Here is a 13,724-nt window from a genome sequence, read left to right on the forward strand (position 1 = left end):
GTCTAAATAACCGTTTTTTGCCTTGTCTGCGAAGGGCTGGCGTTTAATCGTTGGCTTTTTCTAGCTGGTTACGTTGAACCAGATGTGGAAATAAATACATCCAGATACCGACAATGGCAATGGTCCCCACTCCTCCTATCACTATGGCTGGTACCACACCAAACCATGCTGCGGTTACGCCGGATTCGAATTCCCCTAATTGATTAGAGCTACCAATAAACACAGAATTGGCCGCGCTGACTCGCCCCCGCATTTCGTCCGGGGTTTCAAGCTGTACTAAAGTCGAGCGAATGACCACACTGATCATGTCTGAGGCGCCTAATAATACTAAGGCAAACATAGATAAGAATAGACTTTCGGACAGGCCAAATAAGATGGTCGCGACGCCAAAAACAGCGACGGCGGCAAACATGATTTTACCAACACTGTGCTCTAATGGCCGGCGTGCGAGATAAATCGACATAAGCAGTGCACCGAGTGCTGGCGCACAACGCAATAGACCTAAGCCCCAAGGCCCAGTATGAAGAATGTCCTTGGCGACGATCGGTAGCAGAGCCGTTGCCCCACCTAATAACACCGCAAACATGTCTAAAGAAACCGACCCTAAGATGACTTTATTGCCACGGATAAATGAAAATCCGCCCAGTAAATGATCAAGACTTATTGGCGTTTTGCTTTTAATTGAAAAGTTATAGCGCAAGAAAAACATAATGCCGCAGGCCACAAAAAAGCAACTCATGCTGGAAACATAAAGCGTCGTTGGCCCTAAAATATAGATCAATCCGCCTAAGGCTGGGCCAGCAATCACACAGATTTCTCGTGCAGAGGCGATGGCACTCATGGCTCGAGACAACATCTCGCTAGGGACTAGGTTTGGCAAAATGGCTTGATTTGCCGGCATTTCAAAGGCGCGTGCGGTGCCAAGCATGGCGGCACAAAAGTAAATCATATTAGCCGAAATCGTATCGGTAATATTGCCAAAGGCCAGTATGCCCACCGTCAGCGCCATGGCAAATCGAGTACAAACACAAATTAGACGGCGGTTGTAACGGTCGGCTACATGCCCCACAACCAGGGTTAATAATAGCTGAGGGAGAAACTGTGACAGTCCCACCAAGCCCAACGCAAGCGGGCTATTGGTAAGATCATACATTTGCCAGCCAACACCAACACTGAGCATTTGAAAGGCAAAAGAGGAGGCTATTTGCCCGATCCAATAATGGACGAAATTGTGGTTTTTAAAAAGCGGAGACATAACAGCCTTACTGTTTTGATGAAGTCATAAAGTGAGTGGTTTTTAAATTGGCTAAAATCGCAGTGTCGGAGTACCAAGACATAGTTGGCTTAACTATACGTTAGGTGTGCTTTGGTTGACTAGATCTACTTGTCAAATTTTTGGCGTCTGAAACTCACAGGGTTAGGCTTAACTTTGAATGATTAGTTTAGTTTTTCCTGAGTGATTTGTCGGGGAGACACGCCAAAATGTTGATGAAAACGTCGACTGAAATGGCTCAGGCTTTGATAGCCCAATTCGTAACTGACTTCCGTCACAGACACGTGTTCTTGTAAGCGCTGATAAGCACGGCTCATGCGGCGTTGATGCTGATATTCAGCAGGCGTGCAATTTAATTGGCGTTTAAACGCATCGTAAAAACGGCTGCGGCTCATGCAGGCTTTTTTGCTTAGTTCGTTGACGTCTAAAGGCAGTGCGAGGTTTTGTTCGATCCAATGCAAAACGCAGGTTAAGCCGTTCGCGTCAGGGTTGTGTTGAGTGAATCTCAGCAGCGCTTCACGACCATGATGGCGCAAAATGCGAGTGACTAATTCACTGACGCCAAAATCAACCAATAAGTCGCGATCTGGGTCATTTTGCACAAAATCGCTGGTGAGTCGGTTGAGCAGTTGTTGAGTGGCTTGGGTGTGCAGTGTGTGCAAGGGTTGGTTTGGGTCAATGGGCGTTTTAGTTGGAATCGGGGACGAGGACATGATGTCGTTCATTCGATCGCAAATTTGGGCGACACGTTCTTTGGATATTTCGATGGTAAGACAGGTTGTCGGTAAATCCAATTGGGCTTCGGGAAAGTCGATCAATACTTCTTCATCTGGGGATAAGATAAAGGATTCATGGGGTAGGAAAGATATGTTCTCGCGGTTTTTAGTGTGCATGACTTTTGCGCCAGTCACCATGCCGCAGTAAAGCAGGGAGCTGGCTTTCAGGCTGACTTTCTGAGCTTGCTCATAGGTGTCATAAATACTCAGCTCAGCATGGGGGCCAGCAAAGCAAACACGGTTTTCTATCAGTTTGCTTGGTGCTCGTTTTTGCCAAGCAAGCGGTTTATCCGCCATGAAGGATTTATTCATTAACACACCTCTGAGTTATTTTTGTATGGTGGCGCGGTGTTTATGTTTTCAGCATTTATCATCTACCTTGAGTGGGTCAAGGTCAATATAAATGGATACACAGACAAGTATCGTGGACTGCTAGACAAGTTTTTATTGGCGCTTGTTCTAAAGTGAGAGGGAGAGTCACTAATGACTTCTGAACTTCATTAAAACTCATTACAAAAACAACAAGAGTGGAGATAGATTATGATTTATGCAAAACCAGGCAGTGCAGGCAGCGTCATTTCATTTCAAGAACAATATGAAAACTACATCGGCGGTGATTGGGTTGCGCCAGTGAAAGGCCAGTATTTTGATAATGTAAGTCCTGTTACTGGTGACGTATTCTGCCAAATTCCACGATCTACAGAGGAAGACATTAACCTAGCGTTGGATGCGGCTCATGCGGCACGAGAAGCATGGGGAAAAACATCCGTCGCGGCGCGTTCAAATATTCTACTCAAAATAGCAGACCGCATCGAACAAAATCTAGAACTCTTGGCCGTTGCTGAAACGTGGGATAACGGTAAAGCGGTGCGTGAAACGTTAAATGCAGACATTCCTTTGGCCGCTGATCACTTCCGTTATTTTGCTGGTTGCTTACGAGCACAAGAAGGCACGGCCGCTGAGCTAGATGAACACACAGTGGCGTATCATTTTCATGAGCCTTTAGGGGTGGTTGGTCAAATTATTCCTTGGAACTTCCCTATCTTAATGGCCGCTTGGAAGCTGGCACCTGCGTTGGCAGCGGGCAACTGTGTGGTACTAAAACCGGCCGAGCAAACACCAGCGTCTATTCTTGAGTTAGTCAAACTGATTGGCGATCTGCTGCCTGCCGGTGTGTTAAATATCGTTAATGGTTTTGGTAAAGAGGCGGGGCAAGCGTTGGCGTCCAGTAAACGTATCGCTAAAATTGCCTTTACAGGATCGACCCCAGTAGGCTCTCAGATTTTGCATTGTGCCGCAGAAAACATTATTCCATCTACTGTTGAGTTGGGTGGCAAATCCCCTAATATTTATTTTGCTGACATCATGCAACAAGAAGAATCCTACATAAGTAAGTGTGTTGAAGGCTTGGTGTTAGCCTTCTTTAACCAAGGCGAAGTCTGTACTTGCCCATCTCGCGCCCTGGTTCATGAATCTATTTATGATGAATTCATCAAGTTGGTGATTGAGCGTACCAAAACCATCCAACGTGGTGACCCACTCGATACCGATACTCAAGTGGGGGCTCAGGCATCGAAACAACAGTTTGATAAAATTCTTAGCTACATGGACATCGGTAAAGAAGAAGGCGCTGAATTATTAATCGGTGGTGGTGTGGCGACAGTGCCAGGCTTTGAAAACGGCTTCTATATGGAACCGACCTTGTTCAAAGGCACCAATGATATGCGTGTGTTCCAAGAAGAAATTTTTGGCCCAGTCGTCAGTATCGTGACCTTTAAAGATGAAGCAGAAGCGCTGGCCATTGCCAATGACAGTGAGTTTGGTTTAGGTGCGGGGGTTTGGACTCGTGACACGAATCTGGCGTACCGGATGGGGCGAAATATTCAAGCGGGACGAGTCTGGATGAACTGCTATCATCAGTATCCAGCTCACTCAGCGTTTGGTGGTTATAAAAAATCGGGTGTTGGCCGTGAAACGCATAAAGTGGCGTTAGAGCATTACCAACAAACGAAAAACTTGTTAGTAAGCTACGACGTTAATCCGTTAGGCTTTTTCTAGGTTATTGAAAGTGTCTTAATCCCCTGAGACAACATTTTGGCCCTTCGGGGCCTTTTTTTATTTGCGACAAAAAGAAAACCCCAAAAGAGAAGACTCTTTTGGGGTTTTTTATGGATCTAATATTCGATTTTATCGAAACATATTATTTCTTAATGTCTTTGTATTTCTTGATCTCACCGCTTTTCAGGCGAGCTAAGTAAGACGTTAATTCTTTTCTTACAATAGGCATCAAGCAGTATAAGCCGATGATGTTGGCAACGGCCATGGCGAAGATCGCGGCGTCAGAGAAATCAATGACAGGACCTAAGCTAGACGCTGCGCCGATAACAACAAACAAGCAGAAGATGATTTTAAAGGTCAACTCCATTTTTTTGCTTTCACCGAACAAGTAAGTCCATGCTTTTAGACCGTAGTAAGACCAGCTCAACATGGTTGAGAAGGCGAACAAGATAACCGCAATAGCAAGGACAAACGGGAACCAACTGATTGTTGAGCCAAATGCGGCAGACGTTAGCGCCACACCAGATGAACCGTCAGCGGTCAAAATAGAGCCACTTTCATTCAGGATATAAAGACCTGTTTGTGGGTCAGATACTAATTGGCCTGTGATGATGATCACAAGGGCTGTCATGGTACAGATCACAACGGTATCGATAAATGGTTCAAGCAAAGAAACAAAACCTTCGGTAATAGGTTCGTTTGTTTGTACTGCTGAGTGAGCAATCGCGGCAGAACCAACCCCGGCTTCGTTCGAGAAGGCGGCACGTTTGAAACCTTGGATCAAGGCACCTACTAGACCACCTGCAACACCAAGACCTGTGAATGCGCCGGTAAAGATTTGGCCAAATGCCCAACCAATTTTGTCTGCGTTGAAGATCAAAATAATCAGTGCAGCGCCCACATAAAGGATACCCATGAAAGGGACCACTTTATCAGTAACACGCGCAATCGATTTGATGCCGCCGACAATAACGACGAATACGAGCGTGGCAAAAACAACCCCAGTAATCCAACCTGGGTAGTCACCGATAACTTGTGTTAATTGAGCGTGTGCTTGGTTGGCTTGGAACATGTTGCCGCCACCAAGAGAGCCCAAAATACAGAACACAGCGAACAAGCCCGCTAGCAATTTACCACCAGGAATGCCTTTTTCAGCGAAACCTTTAGAAATGTAATACATCGGACCACCAGACACGCTGCCGTCTTTGTATTCATTTCGGTATTTCACACCCAGGGTACACTCGGTAAATTTCGATGCCATGCCTAGTAAGCCGGCAAGGATCATCCAAAAAGTAGCACCAGGGCCACCAATGGAAACCGCTACCGCAACACCCGCAATGTTACCCAGTCCAACCGTACCGGAAAGTGCGGTAGCAAGCGCTTGGAAGTGACTTACTTCACCTGCGTCATTTGGGTTTGAGTAGTCGCCTTTGACCAAGGCAATAGAGTGCCCGATGCTGCGAAACTGAACAAAACCAAAATACAGAGTGAATACACTGGCGCCTGTTACTAACCAAAGCACAATCCAAGGAAAGCTCGTCCCTGGGATGGGTGCAAAGATAAGGGCAACGAACCAACCTGTTGCGGCACCAAAAACTTCGTTTACCGCGGCATCAATGCCTTCTGCTGCTTGAACCGTGGAGCTTAGGCTCATCATTAGCAGTGAAAGCAAGGCCGTTATTAATATCGTAAAATTTTTCATAGCAGCTCCTCAGCTTACAACGGTAACAGGGACATTCGCACTCATAACAAGGTGCGCTGTCACACTACCAAAGACACGTGTGCTTAAGCCGTGTTCAGTGGAGCGCGCCACGACAATCTGTTCTGCGTTTGTTTCAACAGCAATACTGTTAAGTAAATGGGCAACCTTGCCATGCAGTACACGGCCATTCCCTTTAATGCCTGCTTCTTCGAGTGCTTTAAGAGCTGGGCTGATAACGCGGGCGTTAGCGTTGTTTAATTCTTCTTGGCGGTTTTTCTTACGTAGGGCATTTTCTTCGTGGGTTTGAAAAGTGTAAGGAGACCATTCGACAATGCAAACAAGCTCTAAAACGCATTCGTCTCCGATTAGGGTTGCTAGTCGCTTGGCGTAGGAAAGTGCGCGATTGCCTGCCTCACTTCCGTCTACTCCGACAATAATAGTTGCTGACATAATTAATCCTCTTCCTTTGGGTGTGAAGGGTAAGTCGCCGTATTTTGATTTTTATTGGGCGTATTTTTAAAAAACCTTTCTAAGAAAGGCTAACCAGTTAAACAATAGCGCCATTTCAGCATCAAAATAGAATTTAATTTCTTTATGAAGCCTGTTGATACTATACAAAAAAATCATGATCATTTGCATACTTTGTAACAAATGTGCACAAAATAAATATAACAAATCCACAACGGCTTATTGATAGGGAAACTTAATAGAAGAAAAGGATCGAAAGGCGTGCTTTAGTGGCTTCAAGGGACAGCAATAAGGTGTGCGTTTTTTGACCATTTTCAGCGTCTTAACATCGTCAAAAAAAGAGTCTCTCAACTTTGTTCTTACTGTTTAGGTGAGTGAAGTTACGGGTGTTAGATAAAAAACACAGCATGGCTAGAAGGTCTAAATGAATTTGGGAGTATGAGGACATAAAAGTGTCGTTTTCAGGTAAATGGCTTGATGGCGTGACACACACAATATCGACATAGAGAGTGCGTTGTTTTGTTGGTTGATGTATCGCGATGCATTTTGCTGCTACCTCTGTTTGAAACGCATAATAAAAATGCTTGTAACCAAGAATATTTAGTTGTTCTCTGAACGGGTCTTTGTTCTTGTAATGACAAATAAAAAAGAGCCAGACAGTGAGGCCTTTATTCATTGTCTTGGTGTTTTAAGAAAAGAGGAAAGCGTAATCATGGCAATCAGTTTGTTTGATCTTTTTAAAGTAGGTATTGGCCCATCCAGTTCACATACTGTGGGGCCAATGGTGGCGGCGAACCAGTTTGCTCACCAACTTGAGACATTGCATTTAATGTCAAAAGTCGCGCGCCTAAAGATCGATTTGTATGGTTCTTTGGGGGCAACGGGTAAAGGGCACGGTACCGGTAAAGCTGTGCTTATCGGCTTAGAGGGTGAATTCCCCGATTTAGTTGACCCAAACATGATTAATGATCGCGTGGCAGAAATAGAATCGACTTCGCTGATTCGTTTGCTGGCTAAGCAGGCTGTCGCGATTGATGTGCAAGCAGATTTGATTTATCACCGAATCGATCGCCTTGATTTTCATGCGAATGGCATGGTGTTAGAAGCCTTTGATGCAGACGGGTCGTCCTTGCATAAAGCGACTTTTTATTCCGTCGGTGGTGGCTTTATTGTGCAAGAGAACGATCAAGGCGACGTAGAGTTGGTTGAAGACAGTACCGTACTGCCTTTTGAGTTTCATAGTGCGGAAAGCTTAATTGCTCTTTGTCGAGAACAGGAGTTGAGCATTGCTCAGATCATGCTGGAGAATGAAAAAGTGTGGCGCAGTGAAGAGGCCATACGAGAAGGCATTCTAAGTATTTGGAAAACCATGAAAGAGTGCGTGAAAAATGGCATGACACATGAAGGTATCTTGCCAGGCGGATTAAAAGTCAAACGCCGCGCGGCCAGCTTATATAGAGATTTGTCCAGCAAAACACGCATGGACATGATTACGCCTTCGCTGGGGGCACTGGATTGGGTGAATTTGTACGCCTTGGCGGTCAATGAAGAAAACGCGGCCGGAGGGCGAGTCGTCACAGCGCCAACCAATGGCGCGGCGGGCATCATCCCTGCGGTCTTGCATTACTACTGGGAGTTTTGTCCGCGCTCCAGCAAAGACGGCATTATTGAGTTCTTTTTAACGGCCGCAGCAATAGGCATGTTGTTTAAAGAAAACGCGTCTATATCTGGTGCTGAAGTCGGTTGCCAAGGGGAAGTCGGTTCGGCTTGTGCGATGGCCGCAGCAGGGTTAGCGGCTGCGACTGGCGGCACCCCAGAGCAAGTAGAAAATGCCGCGGAGATTGGCATGGAACACAATTTGGGGCTGACCTGTGATCCGATAGGAGGGCTGGTTCAAGTACCTTGTATTGAGCGCAATGCGATGGGGGCAATGAAAGCCATTAACTCCGCCGCGATGGCGATTCGAGGCGATGGAACGCACTATGTTTCATTAGATAAAGTGATCCGCACCATGCGTGATACCGGACGTGATATGAATGATAAGTACAAGGAAACCTCTCGTGGGGGACTCGCTGTTAATGTCATTGAGTGCTGACCTTGTGGGTTAGCGACAATCAATTTTAGAACTGTGTCATCGAGATTATAGGATGGTGTTATGAGTCGTTATTCAGTGTTTAGTCTGTTTAAACATGCGTTAAGTCATCATGAAAATTGGCAGAAAGTATGGCGCAATCCGACTCCGAAGGATGTCTATGATGTGGTGATCATTGGTGGTGGAGGGCACGGTTTAGCAACGGCTTATTATCTTGCTAAAGAGCATGGTATTACCAATGTTGCCGTGGTTGAAAAAGGCTATTTAGGCGGAGGGAATACCGCCCGTAATACAACGATCCTTCGTTCTAATTATCTTTGGGACGAAGCGGCTCATTTATTCGAACACTCGATGAAATTGTGGGAAGGCTTGAGCCAAGATTTAAACTATAACGTGATGTATTCACCACGAGGTGTGTTAAATCTTGGTCACAACTTACAGGATATGAGAGACATTGAACGTCGCGTCAATGCTAACCGACTCAATGGTATTGATGGCGAGGTATTAAACGCCAAACAGGTGAAAGACATTTGCCCGCTATTGGATTGTTCAGATCGCGCTCGTTACCCAGTTTTGGGTGCTTCTTGGCAAGCTCGTGGCGGTGTGGCACGTCATGATGCTGTTGCATGGGGATTTGCTCGCGCGGCAGATTCACTGGGTGTTGATTTGTTGCAGCAAACGGAAGTTATCGGCATTCGTCGTCATGAAGGCGCTGTATGTGGCGTAGAAACCAATCGTGGTTTTATCGCCGCTAAAAAAGTGGCGTGTGTGACCGCGGGCAGCTCTTCTTTGCTAGCCAAAATGGTGGGCATGGAGCTGCCTATCGAAAGTCATCCGTTGCAGGCTTGTGTTTCTGAACCAATCAAGCCGATTCTAGACACGGTTGTGATGTCCAATGCAGTACACGGCTACATGAGTCAATCGGACAAAGGCGACTTGGTGATTGGTGCGGGTATTGATGGTTATACCGGCTATGGGCAGCGTGGCTCTTTTCCCGTTATTGAGCACACTTTAGCGGCGATTTGTGAAATGTTTCCAGACGTTAGACGAGTGCGCATGAACCGTGCTTGGGGCGGTATTGTCGATACCACGCCTGACGCTTCCCCGATTATTTCCAAGACTCACATTCCGGGTTTGTACTTTAACTGTGGTTGGGGAACCGGTGGCTTTAAGGCCACACCTGGGTCTGGCAATGTGTTTGCGCACACCATCGCCAAGGATGAACCTCATCCACTGGCGAAACCTTTTAGCATTGATCGCTTCCATTCGGGGCACCTTATTGACGAACACGGCGCCGCTGGCGTAGCTCACTAGGAGATCTGTTTTATGTTGCATCTTTTTTGTCCCTATTGTCAGGAACATCGTGAAGAAGACGAGTTCCATTATCGTGGCCAAGCGCACATTGTTCGTCCCAAAGATCCTGACGCTTTATCGGATAAGGAGTGGGGGGATTACTTATTTTTCCGTAAGAATCCCAAAGGTATCCATCATGAAATGTGGTACCACGTAAGCGGTTGTCGACGTTTTTTTAACGTGACGCGCAATACCGTTACTTATGATATTTACGAAACCTACAAGATAGGTGAGATGCCAGCGGTTACCGATAAGGAAGAGACGGAATGAGCCAGAAGAATCGCTTAGCCCAAGGGGGCCGGATTGACCGTAATAAAGCATTAAACTTTAGCTTTGCAGGTCAGCACTATAAAGGTTATGAAGGCGATACCTTAGCGTCGGCTTTATTAGCAAATGGCGTGGACGTAGTCGGTCGTAGCTTTAAATATTCCCGTGCTCGCGGCATTACTGGTCACGGAAGTGAAGAACCCAATGGTGTGGTTCAACTGGGGACTGGCGACACAACGGTGCCCAATGTTCGAGCCACACAACAGGAGTTGTACTCAGGTCTAGTGTCTAACCCTGTCGCGGGTTGGCCGAATGTTAATTTCGATTTGATGTCCTATTTGGGCAAAGCTGGTGCTCTGATGCCACCAGGGTTTTATTATAAAACCTTTATGTATCCACAAAAGTTGTGGATGACGTATGAGCATTTTATTCGTAAGGCCGCAGGTCTGGGTAAAGCGCCAACTGCGCCAGACCCAGATACTTATGACAAGTTTAATCAGCATTGCGATGTGATGGTTGTAGGCGGTGGTCCAGCAGGTTTGAGTGCGGCCTATGCCGCGGCCAAAACGGGTGCGCGCGTTATTATTGCGGACGAGCAAAGTGAAATGGGTGGGCATCTTCTAACGTTTGATCAGCCTATTAATGGCGGGTCGGCGTCCTTGTGGTTGGCTGAAATTGTGGCTGAACTGGAAGCAATGGAGAATGTGAAAGTACTGCCTAAAACTACGGTCATGGGCTACTTTGATCATAATTTCTTAGTGGCGATTGAGCGCCGAACGGATCACCTTGGCGAGCGGGCAGTGTCTGGAACACGTCAACGATCGCATCGAATACGTGCTAAGCAGGTAATTTTGGCGGCGGGCGCGCAAGAGCGACCATTGGTGTTTGCTAACAATGATGTGCCTGGGGTGATGTTAGCGTCTTCGGTAGCGACCTATATTAAACGCTACGCGGTCGTGCCTGGTCATAATTTAATCGTCTCTACGGCCAATGACAGCGGCTATTTAGCGGCGATCGAGTGGTCAAAAGCGGGCCGTCATGTGGTGGGAATCGCCGATTCTCGTACGCATTCGGATGGCGCATTAGTCGCCGAAGCTAAGGCGTTAGGGATCAACGTTTGGTTTGGTCATGCGGTCACCGAAGTGAAAGGCGGACGTCGAGTCTATTCCGCTTCTGTGGCGCCAATCAATGAACAAGGCGACAAGGTAACGGGCGATGTTAAACAGTACGACTGTGATACGGTCGCCACATCGGGCGGCTGGAGTCCTGTGGTGCATTTGAGCTGCCATACTGGCTCACGCCCGACTTGGAGTGAGGAGGTTATCGGCTTTGTTCCCGGTAAAGCCTTGCAAGCACAGCATTGTGTCGGTTCTATTCTGGGTGATCATCAGCTAGTTGATTGCATTGATCATGGTTTTGATGTCGGTGCTAAAGCAGCGTCAGCGGCAGGTTTTGGCCAAGGCGAGGTGTTAGCGAATAAGCCTTCTGTTGAGCGGATTGCGGAAGGTAAAGCGCAAGCTCTGTTTTTGGTGCCACATAAAAAACCAGTCAGTCGAGCGCCTAAGCAGTTTGTTGATTTGCAAAATGATGTGACGGCGGCAGGCATTGAATTGGCAACCCGCGAAGGGTTTGAATCGATCGAGCACGTTAAACGCTATACCGCGATGGGGTTTGGTACCGATCAAGGTAAGCTGGGTAACGTTAATGGTATGGCGATCGCGGCTCGCTCGCTAAGCAAAAGTATTGAGGAAACTGGCACGACCATTTTCAGACCCTCTTATACGCCTTCTACTTTTGGGGCGTTAGCAGGGCGTGACGCCGAGTCATTATTCGATCCAGAGCGTTATACCGCAATGCACCAATGGCATGTTGAAAATGGCGCCTTGTTTGAGGATGTCGGTCAATGGAAGCGTCCATGGTATTACCCAAAACCGGGTGAGACTATGCAGGAATCCTTGAATCGTGAATGCTTGGCCACGCGCAATAGTGTGGGTATTTTGGATGCGTCCACCTTAGGAAAAATTGATATACAAGGCAAAGACGCGCGTGAGTTCTTAAACCGTGTCTACACCAATGCTTGGTCTAAGCTGGCGGTTGGCAAGTGTCGTTATGGTCTGATGCTGAAAGAAGATGGCATGATCATGGATGATGGCGTGACTTCTTGCTTGGCGGACGATCATTTTATTTTGACGACCACAACGGGTGGTGCGGCCAATGTACTGGAGTGGTTGGAGCTGTGGCACCAAACAGAATGGCCGGAATTAGATGTCTTTATGACATCGGTGACCGACCATTGGTCGACCATGACTATTTCGGGACCCAATGCCCGTAAAGTGTTAGCCAAAGTGTGTGATGACATTGACCTTGATAAAGACGCTTTCAAGTTCATGGATTGGCGAGAAGGCACGATAGCAGGGGTGAAAGGGCGGGTTTTCCGGATCAGTTTCACTGGCGAATTATCTTACGAAATCAATGTGCCAGCAAACGATGGACTTTTTGTTTGGGAAGCGGTGATGGCCGCTGGCAAAGAGTTTGATATTACGCCTTATGGCACTGAGACCATGCACGTGCTGCGCGCTGAAAAAGGTTTCATTATTGTGGGTCAAGACACCGATGGTTCAGTCACACCTTATGATATGGATATGGGCTGGTGTGTTGGAAAAAACAAAGAGTTCAGCTTTATTGGCAAGCGCTCTTTCGATCGCCCAGATACGAAAAAGGCCGCAAGAAAACAGTATGTGGGGTTGAAAACGAAGAACCCTGATGAAGTGCTGCCAGAAGGTGCACAAGCTGTGTGGGACCCAGAGCAAGCGATTCCAATGACCATGGTGGGGCATGTCACATCGAGCTATTACAGTGCTGTGGTTGGTCGTTCGATTGCGTTAGCGGTTATTAAAGAAGGTCAGAGTCATAAAGGCGATACCGTATATTTTCCTTTGGCTGATGGTCGAGTTATTGAAGCTGAAATTTGTGATTATGTCTTTTACGACCCAAAAGGAGAGCGCCAAAATGTCTAATTCAGCGACGTTTGATTTTTCAGCACGGGCTAAAAATACTCAAGGTATCACTCGACGTGAGACACCTTTGCACCATGTTACGCATAAAAATGTCGACGATGCTGGCGTGCGCTTTTGCGAAGCGTCTTTTTATGCGCACCTGACCTTACGAGGCAACCCAGAAAACGCTGATTTTGTCGCCGGCGTTGAAAAAGTGCTGGGCACTGCCTTGCCTTTGACGCCACTAACAAGCAGTGCTTGTGAACGTTGCCATGTTTTTTGGATTGGTCCGGACGAATGGTTGATTCTCGCAGCGAACTTGTCTCCTGGCGAGATTGAAACCTCGTTACGCGCCGAGCTTACTGGGCATTTTTCCGTGGTGGATGTGTCAGGTGGTCAAACACTGATGACCTTATCTGGTCGTGCCGTTCAGCAAGTCTTACAAAAGAGCTGCGGATACGACATAGAAGCGGAATTTCCTGTAGGGAAAGTCATTACTACGCATTTTGCTAAGGCAACGGTCGTTCTGCATCATCAGGTAGAAGGCAGTTACTTTATGGTTGTTCGTCGTAGCTTTGCGGATTACGTTTGGCGTTGGCTGGTGGATGCATCGGATGAATATGGTTTGTCTGTGAGCGAATAATCTGCTGTGTATACAGGTTTCGTTAGTGCGCGCTCTAGATGGCAAGCAATCATTGTTGTTTCGAGAAGTGATAATTTTTTTAAAGTGCCCATAGGG

General features: G+C 47.0%; 10 protein-coding genes. 6 read left to right on the top strand and 4 right to left on the bottom strand.

The window, feature by feature from the left end; translation table 11 throughout:
* Window positions 1-43: 43 nt before the first annotated feature.
* Entirely contained in the window at window positions 44-1,255 is a 1,212-nt protein-coding gene (locus ACIGBN_RS02840) for an MFS transporter (RefSeq protein WP_396663535.1), read from the bottom strand.
* A 182-nt stretch (window positions 1,256-1,437) separates the two neighbouring features.
* On the bottom strand, window positions 1,438-2,361 hold the full coding sequence (locus ACIGBN_RS02845) for an AraC family transcriptional regulator (RefSeq protein ID WP_396663537.1): 924 nt from the start codon (window positions 2,359-2,361) through the stop codon (window positions 1,438-1,440).
* A gap of 228 nt (window positions 2,362-2,589) precedes the next feature.
* On the opposite strand from ACIGBN_RS02845, the gene ACIGBN_RS02850 reads away from it, so the two are divergent.
* Window positions 2,590-4,107 (top strand): aldehyde dehydrogenase family protein, encoded by a 1,518-nt coding sequence (locus ACIGBN_RS02850; RefSeq protein WP_133001562.1) that lies wholly within the window; start codon window positions 2,590-2,592, stop codon window positions 4,105-4,107.
* 142 nt (window positions 4,108-4,249) lie between these two features.
* Here the strand turns inward: ACIGBN_RS02850 and ACIGBN_RS02855 are convergent, their stop codons facing one another.
* Together ACIGBN_RS02855 and ACIGBN_RS02860 are read right to left on the bottom strand one after the other, a co-directional pair.
* Complete coding sequence (locus tag ACIGBN_RS02855) at window positions 4,250-5,809, bottom strand: alanine/glycine:cation symporter family protein (protein ID WP_396663539.1); 1,560 nt, start codon at window positions 5,807-5,809, stop codon at window positions 4,250-4,252.
* A 9-nt stretch (window positions 5,810-5,818) separates the two neighbouring features.
* A complete protein-coding gene (locus tag ACIGBN_RS02860) occupies window positions 5,819-6,259 on the bottom strand; it encodes a universal stress protein (RefSeq protein WP_133001561.1) in 441 nt (146 codons plus the stop codon).
* A gap of 730 nt (window positions 6,260-6,989) precedes the next feature.
* On the opposite strand from ACIGBN_RS02860, the gene ACIGBN_RS02865 reads away from it, so the two are divergent.
* Genes ACIGBN_RS02865 through ACIGBN_RS02885 form a run of 5 tightly spaced genes read left to right on the top strand, consistent with a single transcriptional unit; the run spans window position 6,990 to window position 13,628 of the window.
* Window positions 6,990-8,372 carry an L-serine ammonia-lyase gene (locus ACIGBN_RS02865; RefSeq protein ID WP_396663541.1) on the top strand — a complete coding sequence of 461 codons (1,383 nt, stop codon included), beginning with the start codon at window positions 6,990-6,992 and terminating at the stop codon, window positions 8,370-8,372.
* A gap of 60 nt (window positions 8,373-8,432) precedes the next feature.
* The gene (locus ACIGBN_RS02870; protein WP_396663543.1) at window positions 8,433-9,683 is read left to right on the top strand and encodes a sarcosine oxidase subunit beta family protein; all 1,251 of its coding nucleotides are present in this window, start codon (window positions 8,433-8,435) and stop codon (window positions 9,681-9,683) included.
* A gap of 12 nt (window positions 9,684-9,695) precedes the next feature.
* The gene (locus ACIGBN_RS02875) at window positions 9,696-9,992 is read left to right on the top strand and encodes a sarcosine oxidase subunit delta (RefSeq protein ID WP_133001558.1); all 297 of its coding nucleotides are present in this window, start codon (window positions 9,696-9,698) and stop codon (window positions 9,990-9,992) included.
* Window positions 9,989-13,006: a sarcosine oxidase subunit alpha family protein gene (locus ACIGBN_RS02880; RefSeq protein WP_396663545.1), complete on the top strand. Its 3,018-nt coding sequence runs from the start codon at window positions 9,989-9,991 to the stop codon at window positions 13,004-13,006. The genes ACIGBN_RS02875 and ACIGBN_RS02880 overlap by 4 nt, the downstream gene beginning before the upstream one ends.
* Window positions 12,999-13,628, top strand: a complete 630-nt coding sequence (locus tag ACIGBN_RS02885; protein ID WP_396663547.1) for a sarcosine oxidase subunit gamma — start codon at window positions 12,999-13,001, stop codon at window positions 13,626-13,628. Before ACIGBN_RS02880 ends, ACIGBN_RS02885 begins: the two co-directional genes overlap by 8 nt.
* Window positions 13,629-13,724 lie beyond the last annotated feature (96 nt).

This window comes from Marinomonas sp. NPDC078689 (assembly GCF_044542435.1).
Lineage (GTDB): Bacteria > Pseudomonadota > Gammaproteobacteria > Pseudomonadales > Marinomonadaceae > Marinomonas > Marinomonas arenicola.

Excerpts from the sequence above, each read along its gene's own strand:
- ACIGBN_RS02840 (WP_396663535.1), bottom strand. The coding sequence starts at position 1,255 with ATGTCTCCGCTTTTTAAAAACCACAATTTCGTCCATTATTGGATCGGG.
- ACIGBN_RS02845 (WP_396663537.1), bottom strand. The coding sequence starts at position 2,361 with ATGAATAAATCCTTCATGGCGGATAAACCGCTTGCTTGGCAAAAACGA.
- ACIGBN_RS02870 (WP_396663543.1), top strand. The coding sequence starts at position 8,433 with ATGAGTCGTTATTCAGTGTTTAGTCTGTTTAAACATGCGTTAAGTCAT.
- ACIGBN_RS02850 (WP_133001562.1), top strand. The coding sequence starts at position 2,590 with ATGATTTATGCAAAACCAGGCAGTGCAGGCAGCGTCATTTCATTTCAA.
- ACIGBN_RS02880 (WP_396663545.1), top strand. The coding sequence starts at position 9,989 with ATGAGCCAGAAGAATCGCTTAGCCCAAGGGGGCCGGATTGACCGTAAT.
- ACIGBN_RS02865 (WP_396663541.1), top strand. The coding sequence starts at position 6,990 with ATGGCAATCAGTTTGTTTGATCTTTTTAAAGTAGGTATTGGCCCATCC.
- ACIGBN_RS02875 (WP_133001558.1), top strand. The coding sequence starts at position 9,696 with ATGTTGCATCTTTTTTGTCCCTATTGTCAGGAACATCGTGAAGAAGAC.
- ACIGBN_RS02885 (WP_396663547.1), top strand. The coding sequence starts at position 12,999 with ATGTCTAATTCAGCGACGTTTGATTTTTCAGCACGGGCTAAAAATACT.
- ACIGBN_RS02855 (WP_396663539.1), bottom strand. The coding sequence starts at position 5,809 with ATGAAAAATTTTACGATATTAATAACGGCCTTGCTTTCACTGCTAATG.
- ACIGBN_RS02860 (WP_133001561.1), bottom strand. The coding sequence starts at position 6,259 with ATGTCAGCAACTATTATTGTCGGAGTAGACGGAAGTGAGGCAGGCAAT.